This window comes from Pseudomonas sp. TMW22091 (assembly GCF_022496705.1).
Lineage (GTDB): Bacteria > Pseudomonadota > Gammaproteobacteria > Pseudomonadales > Pseudomonadaceae > Aquipseudomonas > Aquipseudomonas saxonica.
In genome coordinates, this window is sequence record NZ_SCFI01000006.1 from 41,629 (window position 1) to 65,602 (window position 23,974).

Sequence of the window (23,974 nt, forward strand, 5' to 3'; positions counted from 1 at the left end):
GTTTATACGATAGGCGCAAGCAATTGGACGGCCTGCGCACTCATAGACGGTTAAATTGAGTGAAAACGTCGATCACTTGCTCAATTTGCCCGCGACTGACGTCCATATGCGTCACCATACGCAAGCGCGGTGCGGCCGTCAGCTTGATGCTGTGTTCGCCAGCCAGGGCCTTCAAGGCTTGCGACCGGTCGCCCAACTGCACGTACACCATATTGGTCTGTACCGGCTCAACCTCGTAACCCGCCGCCCGCAACCCTTCGGCCAGCAGTTGAGCATTATCGTGGTCATGCGCCAGGCGTTCGACCTGGTTGTCCAGCGCATACAGGCCCGCAGCCGCTAACTGGCCAGCTTGACGCATGCCGCCGCCAACCATCTTGCGCAACCGTCGTGCCTTACCGATCAGCTCGCCCGTTCCACACAGCACTGACCCCACCGGCGCGCCCAGCCCTTTGGACAGGCACACCGAGACCGAATCAAAATGGCGCGTTATATCGGCGGCGTCGACGCCCAATTTAATGGCCGCGTTGTACAGCCGCGCACCATCCAGATGTAGCGCAAGGCCATGTTCGCGGGTCAGACGGCTTGCCGCGGCCAGATACTCAACAGGCAAGACCTTGCCCTGCATGGTGTTTTCCAGCGCCAGCAGGCGCGTGCGGGCGAAGTGAAAATCGTCCGGTTTGATCGCCGCCGCCACATGATTCAGATCCAGACTGCCATCTGCCTGGTTCTCCAGCGGCTGGGGCTGGATTGAGCCCAGTACCGCGGCCCCGCCCCCTTCATATTTATAGGTATGAGCCTGCTGCCCCACGATGTACTCGTCGCCCCGCCCACAATGCGCCATCAGCGCCAACAAGTTACTCATAGTGCCCGAGGGGACAAAAAGAGCCTGAGCGAACCCAAGCCGCGAGGCCAGTTCGGTCTCAAGCGTGTTAACCGCCGGGTCTTCGCCATAGACATCGTCCCCCAGCGGCGCCCTCGCCATGGCTTCGCGCATGCCGGCACTGGGTTGGGTCACGGTGTCACTACGAAGATCGATAACAGTCATTGAACAAGCCTCGGCAATGTGAGATCAGCACAGGGTGCCAATCGGAGAATTCCATTTCGGATAAGGGTACGGTCGGTACGAATAAGCGCACTCAAGCACTAATATTAGGAATAGCCGGATAAAACAATCAGGAATTTTGATGGCTATTAGCAAAAAGCATCAATGCATCCTTGAAACAGATGTGATACAAAATGTCCGCTGCCAGAAAGGCTGGCGGCAACGTTCTCAGGGCGGGGTGCGACTCCCCACCGGCGGTAATTGCGCGCAATGCGCATAGCCCGCGAGCGCTTGGCAGCCCCCACAGCTTTGGCTACGGGACGGTCAAGGTCAGCAGACCCGGTGTGATCCCGGGGCCGACGGTCATAGTCCGGATGAAGAGAGAACGGGATTGGCGCCAAAGGGCCGTCAACCAGACGGGTTTGCACAGTGCTTATTGCGCACGGCAACCCGTCTGAACGTACCCTTTAATCCCATTCGATTCATATGCCCTGTTTTTCACACAAACAGGAATCTGAACATGCAACCCACAGCAATTCACCACAACGAGCGTGTCGCGTTTATCCAGGCTTCCTGGCACAAAGAGATTGTCGACCAGAGCCGTAAAGGCTTTTTGGCCGAAATGCTGGTGCAGGGTTATCAGGAAAGCGACATCGATTTCTTTGAAGTCGGTGGCGCGTTTGAAATTCCGCTGCACGCCAAACTACTGGCCAAGACCGGTCGTTACGCCGGGATTGTCGGCGCAGCTCTGGTTGTCGACGGTGGCATCTATCGCCACGATTTCGTTGCCCAGTCTGTTGTCAGTGGCCTGATGCAAGTGCAGCTGGAAACCGAAGTACCAGTGTTCTCGGTCAGCCTGACCCCTCACCACTTCCACGCGGGCGAAGAACATCAGAAATTCTTCTTCGACCATTTCGTGCACAAAGGTCAGGAAGCAGCCAAAACCTGCGTAGATACCCTGCAAAAAATCCGTGCCATCAAGCGCCTGGATACCCAGCAAAAACGCGCGATGTAAGGGTTCAGATCTCGACTGGCCCATCCTCGGGCCAGTCGAGGTGGACTGCATAGCTATATAGCGCACACATAAAAGTACAAAGGGTTTCAATCGCCATTCATGAGCCAACGCTCGCGATTGTTGAAAACCACTCTTTGGAATTAAGTGTATGTGCCCAACGCCCCCCTCTCTTTCGCCTTCCCCTGCCCCTCATCATTTTGAGTTCGATGGCAGCGCCAGCGCTGCGCCTGAACGAACGTCTGTTGAAGTGTCCAGAGTTGTGCCCGGTGTCTCAGAGACCACCACACGCAGCATCCTTCATATTGGCGACAACGCCATAATCGTGCGCCACGTGATGCAAAGCGCGCTTTATCCCATACCGATTGATCGACTTGTTTTCACGGCCACAACGTCGCGTGCGTCCATTTTCGTGACAAAAGGCGATCAAGACACGCTTGTGATCGACCTGAACCACGAGCGTTATCAAATAAAACCGGCCAGCGTTAAACAAATTATTGAGATACACACCGGCCATGAGGACGACACGGTATATGTCGTCGATAGCTTTAAAAATCCGTTCCATATTGAAACCGGCGCCGGTAATGACTCGGTCGTCAGCAACGCCGAGGAAACCACCGTCATCACCGGCCAAGGCAATGACATGGTGATGACGGGCGCAGGGAACGCCTATGTCAATACAGGAGACGGCAACGACATTGTCAACGCCAACGGCTCCGGCACAACGGTTGCTTATACCGGCAAAGGGGCAGACTTCATTCGAGCTGGAACTGGCAGGGCTTTTATCGATGCTGGCGAAGGCAATGATGTGGCGGTCGGCGGCCAGGGTCACAATGTCTTGTGGGGTAATGAGGGCGAGGACTTACTCACCGCAGGCTCCGGGTCTAACGTTATCTATGCGGGCAAAGGCCAAGACATTCTTGATGGCGTGAAGGGTAGCGACAAGATTTATACGGGCAGTGATCCTGCCTTTATTACAGACGGCAAGATCGACCTTGGCGAAACGATGAGTCCCCCATCAAGCCGGCCGAACCCAAACATTATAAAAGTCAGCTCAACCCCCCTGTCTGAGTCAGGTTTTATCGTCTTGGGCAGCGAGTCGTTCATTGAACGGGTGCAGGATGATTTAAGGCTGCTGCTGAGTTCTGACGCGGGCCACCGACTGATCTCAGAATTGACCAAGAGCATCCGCAAAAGCAACAAGCCCATCACCATCGCCGAACTCAAACATGTAAAGAATGGCCTTTACATACCGAACATTGGAGACGGGAGGTCTTTTATTCAGGTTGGGAAATCGGGTATTCCAGATTTTGGCGGCACGGTCTATTACAACCCGACATTTTCGAGCAAAGACTCGTTGCCGATTGCAGCCCTCTACCATGAACTGTGTCACGCCTATAACCACGTGACGGGCACCCGGTTTTTAGGCGCGAGCCCAGACGGGCCTGCCGGCGTCAAACAAGCCCCGCTGATCAACAATGTTGAGCTGCAAGCCGTAGGCCTTCCTTGCAACGTAGAGCCTTTCGACTTTGATGGTGATCCCACCACCCCTGCCAGCAAAACCAACCCCAAGCCCTATAGTGAAAACGGTATACGCGAGGAGCTTGGACTGCCCCTGCGCACAACCTATATCTATTATTCAGATGTTTGATCGAGGTTTTTCAGGGTGGCAGGCTCAATGATCATCCCGGCGCGCAAACCATTCTTGACCTTAGGGTTGGGAAATATGATTCGCGCCCCCTGCTCTTCAATAACCCAGCACGCATGCCCCGGATCATCGGCCAGCACATAGCCTTTGGGCAATTCATGAAAGTTTTCGACATGAAGCGGCAAATGCAGAATAAATCTGTCGCTGTGCTTGATCACTTCACGGGCGACACTAAACAGCTCCAGACCATCAATTGAATCTTCAGGCTGTTCAGTGCCCTCAATGATGTGCTTCAAGCGCCGTTCAAGGGGCTGCAGGTTCACACCCTCGTTTTGACCAAACGGCCGCGCCTTACCCAGTTCGAGGGTAAACGCCTCAACTTCGAGTTGCTCGTAGGTAAACGCACTGAATACGATGGATGGCTTGTTTTGCAGCAAAACAGCCTGCATACCGGCCGCACGTAGCCTTCCAAGCTCACGACGGGAATGCGCTCGGCCTTCTTTAAAGGGGTACAGCGCGAATTGTTCGATCCTGGATCCACGAATAGCGGTGTGCAGGTCGTAATGCAGTCGGGTACGGTGCGCCACACTGAAAAATGTTGTGGCCAACCGTTCCAGTTCGTGGGCACGCATGGCCTCATAACCGCTGCTGCTTTCGTGACGACCGTTGAACAGTCGGTTGAGATCTTCTTCAACGAACCGCAGGCCCGTGCGCATGGCGGCCGGGTTACCAAACAAAAACAGAATGCGGGCACGAGGTTTTATAACGCCCCGCGCGATGTCGTGTAACAAACGATCAAGCAATTCAATGGGCGCTGTTTCGTTGCCGTGGATGCCCGCAGACAGCAGCAGGTCCATGCCACTGTCCTGCGCTTCAGGAGGGCGCACTTCAAGTGCCCCCTCAGCCAGCCAGCGCATCCGCACGCCATCGACAGTCAGTTGAGTTTTCTCGGCCGGTTCACGTCCGGCCAGGGTCAGATCAAGCAGCTTGCCGAGAGCGAGCATAAAGCACCTTTAATCAGTGATTGCAGTCAGGGCCGTGCACGTGACCTTCTTCGTCATCGCTCGGATCGGCCGGTTCCATTTCGAGTTGAAGGCTGACCAGGTTAGTGGCCAACGGACGTAGCAACAGGTTGGCGTATTCAGCATCGCCTTCTTCCACATCAACACCGATCAGCAACTGGCCACGGCCGTCTTGTTGAATCCAGACTTCCTTGCCCTGCCAGATGATCGCCACGCGCGTGCATGAGGTTTCAAGCTGTGTGCCGTCAGTGTCTTCAAGAATCAGTTGCAGGGAATCGCTCATAATTTCGCTCTCATCTTTAGTAAAGTCGCATGCCTGCGGTCTAAGCCGCGAGCACGCGTTTGATCAATTGATCTGAAATGGATAAACCGAACCCAGGTTAAGGATATGCGTCAGTTCATCCAGCGCCGTACGGCATTCGATCAACAACTGCGGGTCGGCCAAATCGTTTTCGCGCAAGGCGTCACGGTAATGCTTGCTCACCCACTGAGTCAGTGTTTCGTACAGCGCTGGCGTCATGATAACGCCCGGATTGACCGCCGACAGTTCCTTTTCATTTAACGCTACCCGCAGACGCAGGCAGGCTGGACCACCGCCGTTCTGCATGCTCTGCTTGAGGTCAAATACCTTGACCTCGGCAATCGGCCCCGCCGACGCGATCAGTCCTTGCAGATACTGCCAGACACGCGGGTTGGCACGACACTCTTCAGGAACAATCAGTAACATTGAGCCGTTAGCACGGGTCAGTAGCTGACTATTGAACAAGTAGGAGCGCACCGCATCCTCAACCGCGACTTGGTCACGAGGCACGCTGATTGACTGGAAGTTCGCGCCACGTGCCGCCAATTTGCCGTGCAGTTCAGCGAGCGTTTGCTCGGTATTCAAAAAAGCATCCTGGTGATGAAACAACAACTCACCATTGCCCACCGCGATCACGTCGTTATGGAACACGCCCTGATCGATCACCGCCGGGTTTTGCTGGGCAAATACTACGCCCTCGTCACTCAGGCCATGCAGCCGTGCCACTGCTTGAGACGCCTCAAGTGTTTGGCGCGCCGGATACTTCTGGGGAGCCGGGTAGCGACTGTCGAACGCGCTGCGCCCGTATACAAAAAACTCAACGCCTGCCTCACCATAATCACGACAGAAACGCGTGTGGTTGGCAGCCCCCTCATCGCCAAACTGAGCCACCGCCGGTAAAGCGGCGTGGTGGGCAAAATGGTCTTGATCGGCAAACATCGCGCCGAGCACACGGCTGGTGGTCGGGTGCTCGATGCTGCGGTGAAACTTGCAGTTCAAGTTGGCCGCTGTGAAATGCACGCGACCATCGGCCGTGTCTGCACTGGGGCTGACCGTCGCCGCATTGGCTACCCACATGCTGGATGCCGAGCAACTGGCGACCAGCAAGGGCATGGCCTCTTTGGCCGCCCGCTCAATTACCTGAGCATCGGAACCGCCAAAACCCACACTGCGCAAAGCTGCCACATCCGGCCTTTCCTGGGGTGCCAATACCCCCTGAACAAACCCCATGTCCATCAGCGCTTTCATCTTTTCCAGGCCTTGCAGCGCGGCTTCCTTGGGGTTCGAAGCCTGCTGACTGTTGCTCTGGGACGCGACGTTGCCGAACGACAAGCCACCATAGTTATGGGTCGGCCCCACTAAACCGTCAAAATTGACTTCAAAGGACTTCATCAGCGAGGCTCCAACAAACTGTTGTAAAAAAAGACGCTACAAGAATATTTCTGTAGTCGCTGCCGAAGGCTGCCAAGAGGCTTGCGCGGCTCCCAAAACGGGTGGCTTCGCCGCCCTCGCAGCCTTCGGCAGCGGCTACATAGCTCTTGTCAGGACAGTCGCACGCCGGGCGTCAACGCCGCGGGCAATGCCAAGGTCGCGGTTTCAAGCGACGCCACCGGATACGCGCAATAGTCAGCTGCGTAATACGCACTGGCGCGGTGATTACCCGACGCGCCAATACCGCCAAAGGGTGCAGTACTGGCCGCCCCCGTCAGTTGCTTGTTCCAGTTGACGATGCCTGCCCGGCTCTCCAGCCAGAATTGCTGGTAGCGTGCACGGGAATCAGACAACAGGCCCGCAGCAAGACCAAAGGCGGTGTTGTTAGCCTCGGCAATCGCCGCATCAAAGTCCGGGTAACGAATTACCTGCAACAACGGGCCGAACAGCTCTTCGTCCGAACGCTCACTGACTTCGGTTACATCAATGATGCCGGGGGTCAACAGGGCCGACGTGGTGGTGGGTTGCGTCATGCGCAGCAGGACCTTCGCCCCACTGTCGATCAACAGCGTTTGCGCAGACATCAGGTCACGCGCCGCTGAAAGGGAAATGACCGAGCCCATGAACGGTGCGGGTTGCTGGTCAAAAGCTCCGACCTCAATGCTTTTACTGACCTCAACCAGACGTGCCAGCAGGCTGTCACCCCATGCGCCTTGAGGCACGAGCAGTCGACGCGCACAGGTGCAACGTTGCCCCGCCGAAATAAAAGCGGACTGAATAATGGTGTAAACGGCTGCTTCCAGATCAGCCACCTGATCGACCACCAGCGGGTTGTTACCGCCCATTTCAAGCGCCAGGATCTTGTCCGGGCGACCGGCAAACTGCTGGTGCAGGCTGTTACCGGTACGGCTGGAGCCGGTAAAAAACAAGCCGTCGATACCTGCGTGAGCCGCCAAAGCCACACCGGTCTTGCGTGCACCTTGCAGCAGGTTCAACACACCGGCTGGCAGCCCTGCTTCGACCCAGCACTTGAGCGTCAGCTCAGCGACTTTCGGGGTCAGTTCGCTCGGTTTGAATACAACGCAGTTGCCCGCCAACAACGCCGGAACAATGTGCCCATTAGGCAAATGGCCCGGGAAGTTATAAGGCCCGAATACGGCAACCACCCCGTGTGGCTTGTGGCGCAGAACGGCAGTGGCATCGCCCAGCGGTGCGCTTTTTTCACCGGTGCGCTCGCGGTAGCTTTGTACTGAAATCCCCACCTTGTTGATCATGCTGCTGACTTCGGTGGCCGACTCCCACAACGGTTTACCGGTTTCTTCGCCGATGCAATGAGCCAGCTCATCGGCGTGGTTTTTCAGGCACGCGGCGAAGGCTTCAAGGACCGTCAGACGCTCTTCAACTGTTCGCCCGGCCCATGCAGGAAAGGCCTGACGTGCAGCCTTGACCGCTTCACTCACTTGTTCGGCATTGGCACTGTTGCCTGTCCACACCACCTGTTGAGTCACCGGGTTCAGCGACTCAATGGCTTCGCCCAGACCGTTCTGCCACGCGCCTGCAATATACAACGTGCTCATTATTTCGACTCCCTGTGGGCTACTGGCTGTGCCGACAACGCCACAGCGCGCACTTGATCGCCCGCCGTCAGTTGCAGGCGTCTGGCCGTCAGCGGATCGACCACCAGCGTGCCCGCCGCCAAGCGTGCCGGGGCAGCTGTGATCCGGCAATCCTCACGCTTGCGGTTGTGAATCAGATAAGGCGTGGCATCGTCACCCGGTGTGCCAATAGCCAGTACCAACGCTTCGCTATCACGCACCGCGCGGATTTTGCTGGTTTCGCACTCGACAGCCGGGCCTGCATCAAAAATATCGACGTAACCCTGATAGCTGAAGCCTTCGCTTTTGAGCATGTTCAAGGCTGGCTCAGTGTCGGTGTGCACCTTGCCGATGACTGCACGAGCCCCCTCTGACAGGAAGCACGTATACACCGGGAACTTGGGCATCAACTCAGCGATGAACGCCTTGTTGCCCACGCCGGTCAGGTAATCGGCCTGACTGAACTCCATCTTGAAGAAATGCCGCCCCAAACTTTCCCAGAAGGGTGAACGCCCGGAGTCATCAGACATACCGCGCATCTCAGCAATGATCTTGTTGCCAAACAGCTCCGGGAACTCGGCAATAAAGAGCATCCGAGCCTTGGCCAACAAACGACCATTAAGACCCGTACGGTAATCGGCGCTGAGGAACAACGAGCACAGTTCTGAGTTGCCGGTCAGGTCATTGGCCAGAAACAGCGTCGGAATTTCCCGATAGATGTTCAGTTCCTGAGAGGCACTGACGGTCAGCCCCACGCGAAAGTTGTACCACGGTTCACGCAGGCCAACGGCACCGGCGATGGCGGAAATACCGACCACCTTGCCTTCATCGTTTTCAAGCACAAACAGGTAGTCGGCGTCGCCACGGGTGGCTTCGCCACGAAAGGTTTTTTCTGCCCAGGTCACCCGGTGCAATAAGCGCTCTTCGTTGGCGGGCAGCGTCGTCAAGCCAGTGCCGGTGCTGCGGGCCAGTTCAATCAGGGCCGGTAAATCGCTGTTACGTACAGGACGAACGATCATGCTATCTCCTCAAACAGGGTCCGCTGACGAACCCCGTGAAAATCGCTCAAAGGCTTTAAACGGCGACGACTCGTACGCTGGCGCCTTCACCAACGCCCAACGCTTCGGCCGCTTCCAGATCTAGCGTGACCGGCTTGCCCGGTGCCCAATCAAGTTCCAGCAACACCGCGCGGTAATCCTGCAACTGGGCATTGGCGACCAGATACTGGCGCCCTCCCCCAGTGCTCAGCTCACCGATTCTGACAGGCACTACACGGCTTTGAGCGATCGAACGAATACCCGACACCCGCGCATGCAAAGTGGGGCCGCCGTCAAAGATATCGATGTAGTGATCTGTCTCGAAGCCTTCACGCATCAGGATGTCGAAGGTGATCTGCGCACGCGGATGAACCTGACCCATTGCCTCTTGGGCAGTGTCGGGCAATAACGGCACATAGATCGGGTAGTGGGGCATCAGCTCAGCGAGGAACGTGCGGCTCTTCAGCCCACACAGGCGCTCGGCGGCTGCGTAATTCAAATCGAAAAAGTTGCGCCCAATGGCGTCCCAGAACGGTGAGTCACCGTTTTCATCGCTGTAACCGACTATCTCGGTCACCACCGAATCGGCAAAACGCTCAGGATGATTAGCGACAAACAACAGTCGGCCACGGGAGTTAAGTTCAGCCCACGCAGACCCCACCAATTCAGGCACGACATAAAAACTGGTCAACAGACTATTGCCTGTCAGGTCATGGCACTGGGACAAGACATGAATCTTGTTGTGAATTTTCAACTCGCGGGAGGCATGCACGAAGGTTTCGTTGCGAAAACTGTAGAACGGCTCCGAATACCCCGCCGACGCAACGATGGCCGAACACCCCGCCAACTTTCCGGTGGCGCTGTCTTCAAGCACAAAAAAGTAACTCTCTTCGCCGTTAAAGCTGACTTCAGCGGCAAACGAGGTTTCGGACGCGGCGATCTTGTCGCGCAAGCGGCCTACATCGTCGGGCAATGAAGTGACACCAATCGGGCTGTCCGCAGCCAGACGCTGTACTTCGTCCAGGTCAGCCATTTGCGCGGGGCGCATCACCAGCATGGTGTCACTCCTTAATCAAAAAAATAAAAGGGGGGGAAAGTTGAGCCTGCGTACGCAGAGCACGGCGCACAGGCTCGTCACATAAAAAATCGACGCCCGATCTCTCAAGCGTCGAGGTCACACTCAGGCTTGCGCCAGTGTTTTCACCGCGCGCTCGAAGCGGTTCAAGCCCTCTTCGATATCAGCCTCTTCAACCACCAGGCTTGGCGCGAAGCGCACCACATCCGGGCCAGCCTGCAGAATCATCAAGTTTTCTTTTTCGCAAGCGTTGAAAATGTCTTTCGCTTTACCCTTCCAGGCATCGTTCAACACACAGCCGATCAACAGGCCCAAACCACGCACTTCAGTAAACAGGCCGTATTGCTGGCCGATGCTTTCGAGGCGGGTCTTGAACAGGTCGTGCTTGGCTTTCACGCCATTCAATACCTCAGGGGTATTGACCACATCGATCACGGCATTGCCGACCGCGCACGCCAGCGGGTTACCGCCGTACGTAGTGCCGTGTGTACCCACAACCAAATGTTTGGCCAGGGCTTCAGTGGTCAACATGGCGGCGATCGGGAAACCACCGCCCAGACTTTTAGCGCTGGTCAGAATGTCGGGCGTGACGCCGTAATGCTGATAGGCAAACAGGTGACCGGTACGGCCCATACCGGTTTGCACTTCGTCAAACACCAGCAACGCATCATGTTGATTGCACAGCTCGCGGGCACCTTGCAGGTAGTCCAGCTCACCGGGCAGCACGCCACCTTCACCTTGGATCGGCTCCAGCACCACGGCACAGGTCTTGTCCGAAATAGCTGCTTTCAAGGCTTCAAGATCGTTGAATGGCACATGGGTGATGCCGGTGATCTTCGGACCGAAACCATCGGAGTACTTCGATTGCCCGCCTACGTTCACGGTAAACAGCGTGCGGCCGTGAAAGCTGTTGAGTGCGGCAATGATCTCGTATTTTTCTTCACCGAACCGATCGAACGCAACGCGGCGGGCCAACTTGAAGGCAGCCTCGTTGGCTTCAGCACCCGAGTTACAAAAGAACACGCGGTCCGCAAACGTGGCGTCAACCAACTTCTTAGCCAGACGCAAGGCCGGCTCGTTGGTGAACACGTTAGACACGTGCCACAGGGTGTTCGCTTGCTCAGTCAACGCACCGACCAGCGCCGGATGCGCGTGGCCCAGCACATTTACGGCAATACCACCCGCGAAATCGATCAGCTCTCGGCCTGACTGGTCCCACACGCGGGAGCCGGCACCCCGCACAGGAATAAAGGCCGCAGGGGCATAGTTGGGAACCATGACCTGATCGAAATCGGCGCGTTGCACCGCAGCTTGCTCAACGGACATCGGAGTCTCCTGAAGAGGAACGCCTACCTAAACTGGTGAGCGTTGGGGGGATTGTAAGGACACATGAGGGTCGAGCCTTGCCGCCAAGCGACAACTTCTTATAACGCGCAACCCATTTTTCGAAGGTTTTCGACAATGCGACATATTCCGTCACAAAGGCGCAGTTTAAACGCTGCGCCTCTTGTTCGGCAGTGTAAAACCAAATTGATTTTCCCCAAGACAACCCGCTACTGCCCATGCGCGCTCGTCATTGAGGTTGCCCTACCGCTCACAAGCACTGATTCAGGACCCACTGCGCTCGCAAGGCAGCGGTTTACTTAGCGGGAATTGCCCCCGCACTTGTTGTAACCAATGAATATATTTAACCAATTAAACTACATATGTATATAAACCCAATTACACATTCAACTTATCAAGACGACCCTCTACTCTAAACTTACAACACCTTTATCTCTGTAGAACATCATCATGAACACGCCACACTCTGTCATTGCCAACCCGGCCAACCCTATCCAAAAATTTGCCCACTTCAACCTTATTAAAAATGCGCTCCCCTCCTGGGCACTATCATTACCCTCACACACTTTAAGCGATTTAAAAAAAACCAACCCAACACTCCACACCTCATTAAAAAATATTACTTCCACGCAAAATAACGATTTCAAAAAAGTACTGCATCAGCGCCAGATTGCCCATCAGAACCTCGAAGCAGAACTGACCAACAGCCTGGACGTACTCGCGTTTGCCGAACCTTTGCTCAAGCAATATATCCAGGCTGACTACGGACTTGATTTGAATGTGAATGATATTTTTATCAACCTGTATGTGGCCCCTACCCTGCCCATCATTGGTGTTCCCGACAGCGGCGCCCACACTTGGCGGGTCTCGCTACTTCAAGCGGCCCTGCACAATTTCGAACTCGCTGAAAGCTTGCCCAATGCCTACCTACCCGAATCAGGGTTTATCAGCCGTCCGGATGAGCTGGGGCGCTTTGCGGCACGCGATGATATAACCCAAAAAATGCCCGTCTCCGGGTTTATCCTTTTATGCCGCACACTCGACCTTGGGGCACGTTACAAGGCTTACCTCAAAGAACTGTTAGGGCTTAATGATCGAGCTAAACAATTACGGCTTAAACAAAAAATACGCGATAGCCATATTGCAAACCTGAAGGCCGATTTGGCGCATGGATTTCTAACACAGCAGACTGCGACTACCACCCATGCCTCCCTAACGGCTTTTATTTCGAACCTGAACCAGGACTGGAAAACCTATACTTTTTCTTTATTTTCGATGGCTGTAGACGGGGTACTTATTTTTATACCCGACCATCAGCGGTCCATTGTGGTGTCGATACCCAATGACCCCCTGCATCCGATCAAGGAGTATGTGTCGATTGGCAGTTTTATCGAGCACCTGACAACTCGCTTGAAGTCTATGGCCTACCAGCAATTTATTAGCCGACTCGTGGATCACGCTCAATTGGCTGCGTTTTTTTCGGCACTCAAACACACCTACTTCAACGTGATCACTGACAAACCGAACGCCCCTGATGTTGCGCTACGAGATTTTGGCTTCGTCGAAGAGCTCGTCCCGATCAGTGATCCATCACTGGCGTATTCAACGTCCCGCGTGGTGGACGATGTATGGGAAACCCTTTACAGCAAAAAGCTGGCGAAAATATTCACGGATGCCAAAACACTGGCCGTTTCGACTGACGCCGAAGACCGCAAAACCCGGCAAGACCGATGGGACCGCATTAAACGGATTGGCACGGCGCTGTTCAATGCTGCCCTGTTTGTGGTCGCACCTTTTGTCCCCGTTATTGGCGAAATAATGCTGCTGCAAATGGCTTATCAATTACTGGATGACGTTTATGAAGGCGTTCACGACTGGGTAGAGGGCAAAGCGCTCGAAGCCTATGAACATATGTTTTCAATACTGGAAAGCGCGGTCCAAATTGGGCTGTTCGCGGTGGGCGCTAAAATAATCGGCGACCTGCTGCCCAAATCCTCCACGTTCGTGCAACACCTGAAACCTGTTCAAAGCAACGACGGCGTTACCCGCTTATGGCATGCGGATCTCAAACCTTATGAACATCCCACCCGACCTCCCGCCACTCTGCAACCCAACAGCAAGGGGCTGCATCGTTACAACGATTCAGAGTTCTTAACCGTCGACAACACCACCTATCAAGTGCAAGAAGGTGGCCGCCCTCCCCAGTACCGAATAAAACATCCTGTACGACCCCAGACTTACTCCCCACGGCTGAGGCATAACGGTAGCGGAGCGTGGCTGAGAGAAACGGAAACGCCTCTGCAGTGGACTGATGCGCAACTTTTCAGACGCCTTGGCCCGTCATATGCCGAGTTTTCCGAAGAAGAAGCTGCCAATATATTAGCCATTTCCCGTACGGATACTGCCGTCTTGCGCAGCATCCACGACAATGCCCTTCCTGCTCCGGCCCAATTGGCCGATACCGTGCAGCGCTTCAAAATCGATAAAGACATTGAACAGTTTATTGCCCAAATGGAAAGCCCGGACCGGGCCGTACGCCTTAATGCTGACCCCTACACTCAATTACAACTGCTCATCGACAATGAGCACTGGTCAGCATCCAAAGGTTTAAGGGTACTGGATCAAGAGGGGTGGGTGATTGTTCAATACCCTCCGGATACTGCAAGCGCCTCTTACGTCCACATCTTTGAATCGCAAATCAAGGAAGGCGAATTACTGAGCACCGTGCTTGAGGAGTTGAACGAATCAGAGAGCCGTCTATTACTGGGAGAAAGCCCAGCTTTCGGTGATGAGCTGCCCAACCTTCAGGTCAAAATTGACAAGCTCTGCAGCAACTTGGCGCGTGAGGCTCGCCGCAAGCGGGTACAGCTGTTCAATTCGCGCTACACCACTGTGCAGTTGCGCGGCACTGCGCAATCAGCGCTATTGCAAAAAGCCTTCCCCGGTCTTTCCAGTACTGCGGCACACGAACTGATCTGGCACGCCCGGGGCGATGAGGTATTGGAACTGCTCAATCACAAAACCATTCCCATACGCCTGCAAGAAGAGGCGCGATGGCAGGTCATGGAGTCCAGAGTCTGCCGGGCCTATGAAGGTTTGTACCTGGATTGCGTCAACGATCCTGACAGTGAGTGGCTGACCCTTAAAACCATTGAGACCCTGCCCGGCTGGTCCAAAGCCGTGCGCCTTGAGATCCGCGACGAGGACTTTGAAGGCCCGTTGCTTAATAGCCTTGGCGACGAAGCCGCGCCGATTCGCAAGGTGTTGATCAAGTCCGGAAACCTTTACCGCGCGCGTGACAATCTCAACCTTGAACTGCACGGCCCGGACGATTTATACAGCGCCCTGCTGCACGCCTTGCCCGACCAGGAACGCAATGAACTGGGCTTTCCCCATGTAGGTCTTGGCAGCGAGCTAAAAAGCGCAGTACGCAAGCAGCCCTTATTGCCACGCCTGCCCGTCAGGCTGTATCTGGAGCAGCCGCCGGTTGCGCAAGACTTCAAATCGGCGATGCAACTGGCACATGGCCGTGCCAGTTTTCCTCTGCTGGGGGCTGATGTGCCGCAACGTCCCTTTTCAAACATAGAGCGCCAAGTGCAACAGCTCTACCCCAGCCTCAACGCTCGAGAAAGAGCACGCGTCATGGCGAGCTTTCCCGCTACTGAAGAACTGGCCCAACCGGTGCTTGACGGTTTACGTACTGAGCTGCAAGCGCTGCGCGATGATCTGGAACTCTGGACCCTCAATGCCCCTTCAGTGAACCAGCGAACAGGCGAGATGATCTCGCCCAATTCAAGAGTGGCAAGCGTTCAAGACCGGCGGGCATTTAGCAGGGAGCTAGAAAGATGCTGGCGCCGGCAAACGGCCTTTGACAACCATTACGCAGACCCGAACCGCGATGGTTTCGAACTCACGGTTGTACGGACGATCGTGGAAGACATGCCGCAGATCAGTGCCGACTTCAATCACGTCACTTATCTGTCTTTAAGCGGGTTGGGGCCCGTGGTCGGGGTAAACGAGTTTCTTCTACGCTTCCCCAGATTGCGTGTGTTGCAGCTTCAGGGCTTTGAACTCGATCTTCTGCCTGAGGCTATTTTTTCGATGCCGAACCTGACGGAGTTACGCCTGGAGGGCAGCGCGATTACCTTGACGCCCGAAAGCGCAGCAGGCCTGGCCGGGCTTGAGCACCTGGAATACATCGATCTGGACCATAACCCACTCATTATCACGCCTGACTTCAGCAACATGCCCAACCTGAGCACGCTGCATTTACGCAATACGGAGATAAGCGAGTTCCCGAGCTCGCTGCTTGGCCTGTCCGAGCTGGAAGTCATCGACTTGAGCGAGAACCTGATCAGAGAGTTGCCGGACGATCTTTTCATTGCCCCGACCTACATTACCGAGGCGCTCGATTTGGAAGACAACCCCCTCTCACATGAGAGCCTGGGTCGTGTTCGCGACTACTTCAATCAAACCGGCATTGACATGAGTGTCGAGCTTGAGGCTCCGCCTGGTGAAGAGCCTGTCGTCATTAGCGATGCAGAGGAGTAACCATCAACCGCGCTCGGCGGGCGCCGAGGACAATTCGAAAGGGCTGCTGCTGCGCCGCTGATTGCGATCTTCTCGAGGCGTGGCGCCAAAGAAGTTGCGGTAAGCGCTGGAGAAATGCGGCCCTGACGAAAAACCGCAGGAAAGGCCGATCTGAATGATCGACTTGCTGGTTTGCATCAGCATTTGCCGGGCCTTGTTCAGACGCAGTTCCAGATAATACTGACTCGGCACACGATTGAGGTACTGCTTGAAAATACGCTCCAACTGCCGGCGAGATACGCACACATGCTGGGCGATTTCATCGGTAGTCAGCGGTTCTTCGATGTTGGCTTCCATCAGCAATACCGCTTGGGTCAGCTTGGGGTGGCTGGAGCCCAGACGATTTTGCAGCGGAATACGCTGACGCTCACCGCCTTCGCGAATTCGCTCCACCACCAGCTCTTCGGACACGGCACCGGCAAGCTCTGCACCGTGGTCACGGGCTAAAACAGCCAGTAGCAGATCCAGCACCGACAACCCACCGCATGCGCTCAAGCGGTCGCGATCCCAGTCAAATAAATGGCTGGTGGCGATCACCTTGGGAAAGCGCTCGGCGAAGTCATCCTGCCAACGCCAATGCACTGCCGCACGATAACCATCGAGCAACCCCAATTGCGCAAGTGGGTAAACCCCGGCAGACAGCCCACCGATCACACACCCGGCACGTACCAATTGCTTGAGTGCGCTGCTAAGCGCCGGAGCGATGGCGATTGGCGGCTCATCCGCCAGCAAAAACAGCTTTTGGTAACCTTCAAGCTTGCCAGCCCAAGGCTCGCCGGGCAGTTGCCAGGCGCCCTCGGCGGGAGCCTCAGCCTGCAAAAACGACAATTCATAAACGACTTCGGGATGCACGCGCTGAGCAACACGCAAGGCTTCCTCAGCCAGCGCCAGAGTCAAGGCTTTGGTGCTGGGCCAAATGAGAAAACCAATTCGATGGGCGGTCATAGCGTGCTATCCGGAACGAAAACAGGATTAAAAACAAAGGCGCCAGGCATGTTTCGCGCGAAACGAAGCATGCCCTATATGAGTGCATAGCGGCAGTCTTAAAATTAACTACTTCAAGCTGCCCGACAGAAACTGCTGCAAACGCTCGCATTGCGGATTAACCAGCACTTCGCGCGGGTTGCCGCTTTCTTCAACGATACCTTTGTGCAGGAACACCAGTTGGTTAGACACTTCACGGGCAAAGCCCATTTCGTGGGTAACCACCACCATGGTGCGCCCCTCCAGCGCCAGATCCTGCATGACCTTCAGTACATCACCTACCAACTCAGGGTCGAGCGCTGATGTCGGCTCGTCAAACAGCATGACTTCAGGCTCCATTGCCAAGGCCCGGGCGATGGCCACACGCTGCTGCTCACCCCCAGACATATGGCCGGGGTAAGCGTCCTTGCGATGAGACACACCGACCTTGTTCAGGTAATGCTCGGCTTTTTCCCGCGCATCGGCTTTAGACATCCCCAACACATGCACGGGCGCTTCCATGATGTTTTCCAGCGCGGTCATGTGCGACCACAGGTTGAAATGCTGGAACACCATCGACAGGCGCGAACGCATGCGTTGCAGTTGCTTGGGATCAGCGGCCTTGAGCCCGCCGTCCTTGTTGGCGACCAGTTTGAGTTCTTCGCCATTGAGCAAGATCTTGCCAGCATGCGGCTGTTCAAGCAGGTTGATGCAGCGCAAAAAGGTACTTTTACCAGAACCGCTGGAACCAATAATGCTGATCACGTCGCCAGCTTTGGCAGCCAGTGAAACGCCTTTGAGCACTTCGTGAGCGCCATAGCGTTTATGCAGGTCTTGGACTTCAAGTTTGTACATGCTGTCGGTTCTCACAAAAACAGTCAGTCGTTGAGCAAGCGCCCGTGACGCAAAGGCTCGCGCCCCGCCACTTTGGCCAGCCAGAAACCGGGTTGGGCATAACGCAGTCGCTCAACGGCGAATAATACGCCGGCCGTACCTGCGCATACCGTACTGACCCGGTCGGATAAGGGATCAATCACTTCAAACACCGGCTCGCCGGCTTCTACCCAGGCGCCCGCCGGACGTAAAAAGCTCACCACACCGGGGTGCGGCGCAAACAGTAATTCAGTGCCCTCAAAGGGCATGCCTTCGCACGGTTCATGCTGCGCGCTCGGCCACTCGCCCGTGATCAGGCCTTGCTCAGCGAGAAACGCCAGAATGCCTTCGGCATACGCTTGTGCTTCCGCACGCCCGGTGTCGGACTGCCCGCCCAGCTCCAGGGTGGTCGCCATACACGCCAAAGGTATCTGTGCATCGCCAAACTGGCGCTGCAATCTGAGCCATGGCAAAGAACACGCCTCATCAAAAGAACTGCCACCCGAATCTTCGGCCAGCAACCCGACACGCATATTTAAATGCCCAGCCAGCGAGCGCCATTTGGGCCAATGCTGGGGCAATGCATACATGTGCAGCGCAGCCTCGGCATCGCAATGCAGGTCCAGCACAATATCGGCATTGCAGGCATGACTCAGCAGCACTCGTTGCATCCCTTGCAATTGAGTGGTGGCCGCCGGCAACCCCGTCAGCACTTCAAGCATCGCCTGACGAATCATACGAATATTGGCATGCGGGTCATCACCCAAGCGCCCTGCCAGCTTCGCGGCCACAGGCTCACTCAGCTCAACGAAGTCGCGGTTGAAGTTCTTGCCGCTGCCGCACTCGAAGCGCCCCTGATGATTCCCTTGCAACAGTTGTCCAAGGCCCAGAGGATTGGCCACTGGCACCAACTCGATCACACCGTTCAGGAAGCCTTGAGCCTCCAGTTCAGTGAGGCGTTTTTTCAGCTCCCAAGCGCAACGCATGCCCGGCAGCTCGTCGGCATGCAAACTGGCCTGAATATAAGCCTTGCGTTCGCCAGCACCGAAACGAAACACCGTGATCTGGCGCTCACTGCCCAAGCTGCTCCACGGCAATACATGATCGATACGTTCCATGGGTCAAGCCTTGCGCGGGGCCATGTAGCCCAGCCAGCGGCGCTCGGCCAGTTTGAACAGGCGCACCAGAATAAAGGTCAGGCACAGGTAGAAAATACCCGCCGTGATGTAGGCCTCAAATGGCAAGTAGTACTGCGCATTGACGGTACGTGCCGCACCCGTGATGTCGATCAGGGTGACGATAGACGCCAGACTGGTGGTTTGCAGCATCATGATCACTTCGTTGCTGTACTGCGGCAGCGCACGGCGCATGGCCGACGGCAGCAAAATACGGCGGTACATTTTGGAACGCGACATGCCCATCGCCTTGGCGGCTTCAATCTCGCCATGCGGCGTGGCCTTAAGGCTGCCGGCAATGATCTCGGCTGTGTAGGCGCTGGTATTGATGGCAAACGCCAGGCACGCGCAAAAGGTCGCACTCGACAGCAAGGGCCACATAAAGCTCTCGCGCACTGCTTCGAACTGAGCCAGGCCGTAATAAACCAAAAACAGCTGCACCAGCATGGGGGTGCCACGTATCACATAGGTGTAAAGCCAAGCCGGAAAATTGACACAAGGCTGTTTGGAGACACGCATCAGCCCCAGCGGAACCGCCACCAATAGACCGAAGAACAGGGAAATCCCCAACAGCTTGAGGGTTTCCAGCAAACCACTCAGATACAGCGGCATGCTGTCCCAAATGACGGTGTAGTCGAAGATCATAGATCAGCCGCCTTTACGCCTACCGAGTAGCGCTTCTCAAGTTGTCGCAACGCCAGCAGCGAAACACTGGTCAACACCAAGTACATCGCGGCGACGGCCAGAAAGAATGTGAACGGCTCACGCGTGGCATCGGCTGCCTGCTTGGCCTTGAACATCATGTCTTGCAGACCCACCACTGAAATCAGCGCTGTGGCCTTGGTCAATACCAGCCAGTTGTTGGTGAAACCCGGGATCGCCAAGCGAATCATCTGCGGGACCAACACCCGGAAAAACACTTGAAAGCTGCTCATGCCGTAAGCCATGCCGGCTTCGGCCTGACCCTTGGGGATGGCCATGAAGGCGCCGCGAAAAGTCTCGGAGAGGTACGCACCAAAAATAAAACCCAGTGTGGCGATACCAGCTGCCAACGGATTGAGATCAATGTAATCGTCGTGGCCCAGCATGGGCGCCACGTTGTTAAGCAAGTTTTGACCACCGTAAAAAATCAACAGGATCAGTACCAGATCGGGAATCCCGCGGATGACCGTTGAATACAGATCACCCAACCAGGCCAGCCAGCGCACCGGAGACAGGCGCAACGAAACACCGATCAGACCTAGAACAATGGCCAGAGCCATGGACGACAAGGCGAGTTGAAGCGTCAGCCAAGCACCATCGAGGATGACAGGCCCGTAGCCTTTCAACATGATTCCGGCCCTCGAAAAATTAGCTCGAAAATTAAGATGAAAAAATGGCGCAAACTTCAGAAATTCTGTTGCTTGCGCCATTTCAGACAAATTGCAGCGATGAATTACTTCGCGTCAGCGCCGTAAATATCGAAGTCGAAATACTTGTCTTGAATTTGCTTGTATTTGCCGTTTGCACGTATGGCAGTGATCGCTTCGTCGATCTTGCCTTTAAGTGCATCGCCTTTACGAACGGCGATACCTACGCCATCGCCGAAGTATTTAACGTCGGTGAACTGTGGGCCCACAAACGCATAGCCTTTGCCTGCGTCGGTTTTCAAGAAACCGTCTTGCAACAACGTGGCGTCGGCCACTGTGCCGTCAAGGCGACCCGCCTGTACGTCCAGGTAAACTTCGTTCTGCGAGCTGTAAGGAACAACCGTGGCGCCTTTAGGAGCCAGAACTTCCTTGGCGAAACGGTCATGGATCGAACCGCGCTGCACGCCGATTTTCTTGCCTTTGAGTTCGTCAAGGCTGTCGCTGACGACCGTGCCTTCTTTCATCACCAGACGCGCTGGGGTCAAGTAGTAACGAGTGGTGAAGTCGACCGATTTCTTGCGGTCTTCGGTGATGGACATCGAAGACAGAATTGCGTCGATCTTGCGCACTTTGAGCGCTGGAATCAGGCCGTCGAACTCTTGCTCAACCCACACACACTTGACTTGCATCTGCTCACACAGAGCGTTGCCGATGTCGTAGTCGAAGCCAACGATGCTGCCATCCGGCGCCTTGGAGGCAAACGGAGGGTACGCTGCTTCGATACCAATTTTCAGTGGTTTTTCATCTGCGAAAGCCTGTAGGGACAGCACGGACAGTGCCAAGGCGCCAAGAAGCACGAGTTTCTTCATCTTAGGACTCCATCGGTAAAGGGCAATAAAGGCAGAGTGAGCGCGAGCCCAATATGCAGAGGTTGAACCGGGAATGCGGCGCCACGTCCTACTGGCGTTCTGCTGAGGTCAGCACAACAACGACGAGCGAGTGAGGGGCATTCTAACGACAGGCTTCAAGCCGTTATTTCTTCAATGCGACAACAAATTACAGATGCACCGAGAAAGGCGACTCTAGCAATTGACAGCTCTTCAAATTCATGCAAGAGCAAAAAACATACAACCTAGGTAAGCTGCAAATAGCGGGCCTATTATTCGCAAAGCCTTCTATTCCGGCAAGTGTAGCGTTTCATCTAATCCCTTATCGCCCCTGAAACCGCTCTAAAACAGGGCTTTTGGTGTCTAAAGGCCACACATTGGGGCAGTCGGTTACACCTTCGGGTAACAGCCCAGGCGCTCAAAACGGTTAAAAACCCCAATAAAAAGCCCCACCAGGCTGCGCCGGGAGGGGCTTGATCAGATTAAAACGCGTTATGCGACCTTCATGCCTTTGTGGGTATCAATCAAGTGCTGCACCACACCCGGATCAGCCAAGGTGGAAATATCACCCAAACCGTCGTACTCACCGGTGGCAATCTTGCGCAGGATTCGGCGCATGATTTTACCCGAGCGGGTTTTTGGCAAGCCCGGCGCCCATTGAATGACATCAGGCGAGGCAATCGGGCCGATTTCCTTGCGCACCCAGTTTTTCAACTCAAGACGCAAGGCTTCGGTGGGCTCTTCGCCGCCGTTAAGGGTGACGTAGACATAGATGCCCTGCCCTTTAATGTCGTGAGGCACACCGACAACCGCGGCCTCGGCAACTTTAGGGTGAGCCACCATAGCGCTTTCGATTTCCGCCGTGCCCATACGGTGGCCGGATACGTTCAGCACGTCATCCACACGACCGGTAATCCAGTAGTAGCCATCTTCGTCACGGCGTGCGCCATCACCGGTGAAATACATGCCGCGGAAAGTCTTGAAGTAGGTGTCGACAAAGCGGTCGTGATCGCCATACAAGGTACGCGCCTGACCCGGCCATGAATCCAGAATGACCAGATTACCCTCAGCTGCGCCTTCAATCAGATTGCCCAGATTATCGACAAGCCCCGGCACTACACCGAAGAAGGGACGTGCCGCTGAACCCGGTTTTAGTGCGTGAGCGCCAGGCAGCGGGCTCATCATGCAAGCGCCCGTTTCGGTCTGCCACCAGGTGTCGACGATCGGGCAGCGCTCTTTACCCACGGTGGTGTAGTACCAGTTCCAGGCCTCAGGGTTGATCGGTTCGCCCACTGAACCCAGCAAGCGCAAGCTGGAACCGTCAGCGTCTTTAACGGCAGCCTGACCTTCGGCCATCATCGCGCGAATGGCCGTTGGAGCGGTATAGAGGATATTGACCTTGTGTTTGTCGACGATTTTCGACACCCGGGTGATGTCCGGATAGTTCGGCACGCCTTCAAACAGCAGCGTGGTGGCACCGTTGGCCAACGGCCCATAAACAATATAGGTGTGACCGGTCACCCAGCCCACGTCAGCCGTGCACCAAAACACCTCGCCCGGACGGTAATCGAAAACCCGCTCGTGGGTCAGCGCCGCATAAAGCAGGTAGCCGCCAGTGGTGTGCTGTACGCCTTTGGGCTTGCCCGTGGAGCCGGACGTATAAAGGATAAACAGGGCTTCTTCAGCGCCCATTTCTTTAGGGGCGCAATGCGTCGAGGCCACGGCCATCAAATCGTGGTACCAGATGTCGCGGTGCTTGTACCAGGCAATGTCACCACCGGTACGTTTGAACACGATGATTTTCTGCACACTGGAGGTATCAGGGTTGGTCAACGCCACATCGACGTTGGCTTTGAGCGCTGTGCGCTTGCCGCCCCGCACACCTTCGTCGGCGGTGATCACCACTTTGGATTTGCAGTCAATGATCCGGCCAGCCAATGCTTCCGGCGAGAAGCCGCCAAAGACTACCGAATGAATGGCACCGATGCGGGTACAGGCCAACATGGCCACCACGGCTTCGGGCACCATCGGCATATAGATCGTCACCACGTCGCCGCGGTGCACATCCTGCCCGCGCAAGGCGTTGGCCAGCTTGCACACTTCTTCGTGCAGTTCACGGTAAGTGACATTGCGCTGCTCGGAAGGGTCGTCGCCCTCCCAGATGATTGCGATTTGATCACCACGTTCGGCGAGGTGGCGATCCAGGCAGTTGTAGGAGACGTTGAGAGTACCGTCCGCAAACCATTTGATATCGACATGATGGTCGTCAAAGGAGGTTTGCTTGACGGTCGTGAACGGCTTGATCCAGTCGAGACGCTTGGCTTGCTCGCGCCAGAACCCGTCGGGGTTAACGACAGATTGCTGATACATCGCCTTGTAAGTCGCCTCGTCGGTCAGCGTATTGGCGGCAACATCCGGGCGTACGGGGTACAGGGAAGCGGCACTCATGTCTCATACCTCAATGTTTGTAGTTGTTGTTTTCCCTTGTTGTAGCCGGGCCTAGGCGCGACTTCCATTCGACGTTGGTAGTAAGAAACAGCTAGAAAACCCATAGCTTTTGTAGCGACGGCTCAAGGACGGGACTTACAGCTGCCTGCCCTTCTGTGCCCGCCCTTAAAAACACACGCGAC

The 23,974-nt window shown here is 55.6% G+C and carries 18 protein-coding genes and 1 riboswitch; of the genes, 3 read left to right on the forward strand and 15 right to left on the reverse strand.

Annotation, left to right across the window (positions count from 1 at the left end):
• Positions 1-40 precede the first annotated feature (40 nt).
• The gene (gene ltaE, locus EQV93_RS13035; protein WP_146385168.1) at positions 41-1,045 is read right to left on the reverse strand and encodes a low-specificity L-threonine aldolase; all 1,005 of its coding nucleotides are present in this window, start codon (positions 1,043-1,045) and stop codon (positions 41-43) included.
• 217 nt (positions 1,046-1,262) lie between these two features.
• Positions 1,263-1,433, forward strand: a riboswitch (FMN riboswitch).
• A gap of 129 nt (positions 1,434-1,562) precedes the next feature.
• Between ltaE and EQV93_RS13040 the strand changes: the two genes are divergently transcribed.
• Together EQV93_RS13040 and EQV93_RS13045 are read left to right on the forward strand one after the other, a co-directional pair.
• Complete coding sequence (locus EQV93_RS13040) at positions 1,563-2,057, forward strand: 6,7-dimethyl-8-ribityllumazine synthase (RefSeq protein WP_122783394.1); 495 nt, start codon at positions 1,563-1,565, stop codon at positions 2,055-2,057.
• Between the two features lie 148 nt (positions 2,058-2,205).
• Positions 2,206-3,705, forward strand: a complete 1,500-nt coding sequence (locus tag EQV93_RS13045; RefSeq protein WP_240891708.1) for a M91 family zinc metallopeptidase — start codon at positions 2,206-2,208, stop codon at positions 3,703-3,705.
• On the opposite strand, the gene astE is transcribed toward EQV93_RS13045, so the two are convergent.
• The 7 genes from astE to EQV93_RS13080 form a co-directional block, all read right to left on the reverse strand.
• Positions 3,690-4,706 (reverse strand): succinylglutamate desuccinylase, encoded by a 1,017-nt coding sequence (gene astE, locus EQV93_RS13050; protein WP_122783396.1) that lies wholly within the window; start codon positions 4,704-4,706, stop codon positions 3,690-3,692. The genes EQV93_RS13045 and astE overlap by 16 nt on opposite strands.
• Before the next feature lie 13 nt (positions 4,707-4,719).
• A complete protein-coding gene (locus EQV93_RS13055) occupies positions 4,720-5,007 on the reverse strand; it encodes a topoisomerase II (protein WP_122783397.1) in 288 nt (95 codons plus the stop codon).
• A gap of 63 nt (positions 5,008-5,070) precedes the next feature.
• The gene (gene astB, locus EQV93_RS13060; RefSeq protein ID WP_122783398.1) at positions 5,071-6,417 is read right to left on the reverse strand and encodes an N-succinylarginine dihydrolase; all 1,347 of its coding nucleotides are present in this window, start codon (positions 6,415-6,417) and stop codon (positions 5,071-5,073) included.
• 149 nt (positions 6,418-6,566) lie between these two features.
• Positions 6,567-8,036, reverse strand: coding sequence for a succinylglutamate-semialdehyde dehydrogenase (gene astD / locus EQV93_RS13065; protein ID WP_199750965.1), 1,470 nt, complete (start codon positions 8,034-8,036; stop codon positions 6,567-6,569).
• Positions 8,033-9,070 (reverse strand): arginine N-succinyltransferase, encoded by a 1,038-nt coding sequence (gene astA, locus EQV93_RS13070; protein ID WP_122783400.1) that lies wholly within the window; start codon positions 9,068-9,070, stop codon positions 8,033-8,035. The genes astD and astA overlap by 4 nt, the downstream gene beginning before the upstream one ends.
• Positions 9,071-9,125: 55 nt before the next feature.
• Positions 9,126-10,145 (reverse strand): arginine/ornithine succinyltransferase subunit alpha, encoded by a 1,020-nt coding sequence (gene aruF, locus EQV93_RS13075; protein WP_146385174.1) that lies wholly within the window; start codon positions 10,143-10,145, stop codon positions 9,126-9,128.
• A gap of 123 nt (positions 10,146-10,268) precedes the next feature.
• On the reverse strand, positions 10,269-11,489 hold the full coding sequence (locus tag EQV93_RS13080; protein WP_240891709.1) for an aspartate aminotransferase family protein: 1,221 nt from the start codon (positions 11,487-11,489) through the stop codon (positions 10,269-10,271).
• 468 nt (positions 11,490-11,957) lie between these two features.
• On the opposite strand from EQV93_RS13080, the gene EQV93_RS13085 reads away from it, so the two are divergent.
• The gene (locus EQV93_RS13085; RefSeq protein WP_240891710.1) at positions 11,958-16,058 is read left to right on the forward strand and encodes a protein phosphatase 1 regulatory subunit 42; all 4,101 of its coding nucleotides are present in this window, start codon (positions 11,958-11,960) and stop codon (positions 16,056-16,058) included.
• Positions 16,059-16,061: 3 nt separating this feature from the next.
• On the opposite strand, the gene argR is transcribed toward EQV93_RS13085, so the two are convergent.
• The 7 genes from argR to acs all read right to left on the reverse strand — a co-directional run bounded on the left by argR (position 16,062) and on the right by acs (position 23,792).
• A complete protein-coding gene (gene argR / locus EQV93_RS13090) occupies positions 16,062-17,042 on the reverse strand; it encodes a transcriptional regulator ArgR (protein WP_122783404.1) in 981 nt (326 codons plus the stop codon).
• A gap of 108 nt (positions 17,043-17,150) precedes the next feature.
• Entirely contained in the window at positions 17,151-17,915 is a 765-nt protein-coding gene (locus EQV93_RS13095; RefSeq protein WP_122783405.1) for an ABC transporter ATP-binding protein, read from the reverse strand.
• Between the two features lie 23 nt (positions 17,916-17,938).
• A complete protein-coding gene (locus EQV93_RS13100) occupies positions 17,939-19,051 on the reverse strand; it encodes a succinylglutamate desuccinylase/aspartoacylase family protein (protein ID WP_122783406.1) in 1,113 nt (370 codons plus the stop codon).
• A 3-nt stretch (positions 19,052-19,054) separates the two neighbouring features.
• Positions 19,055-19,753 (reverse strand): ABC transporter permease, encoded by a 699-nt coding sequence (locus EQV93_RS13105; protein WP_240891711.1) that lies wholly within the window; start codon positions 19,751-19,753, stop codon positions 19,055-19,057.
• A complete protein-coding gene (locus EQV93_RS13110) occupies positions 19,750-20,439 on the reverse strand; it encodes an ABC transporter permease (protein ID WP_122783408.1) in 690 nt (229 codons plus the stop codon). The genes EQV93_RS13105 and EQV93_RS13110 overlap by 4 nt, the downstream gene beginning before the upstream one ends.
• Before the next feature lie 104 nt (positions 20,440-20,543).
• Complete coding sequence (locus EQV93_RS13115; protein ID WP_122783409.1) at positions 20,544-21,326, reverse strand: ABC transporter substrate-binding protein; 783 nt, start codon at positions 21,324-21,326, stop codon at positions 20,544-20,546.
• A 510-nt stretch (positions 21,327-21,836) separates the two neighbouring features.
• The gene (gene acs, locus EQV93_RS13120) at positions 21,837-23,792 is read right to left on the reverse strand and encodes an acetate--CoA ligase (RefSeq protein ID WP_122783410.1); all 1,956 of its coding nucleotides are present in this window, start codon (positions 23,790-23,792) and stop codon (positions 21,837-21,839) included.
• Positions 23,793-23,974 lie beyond the last annotated feature (182 nt).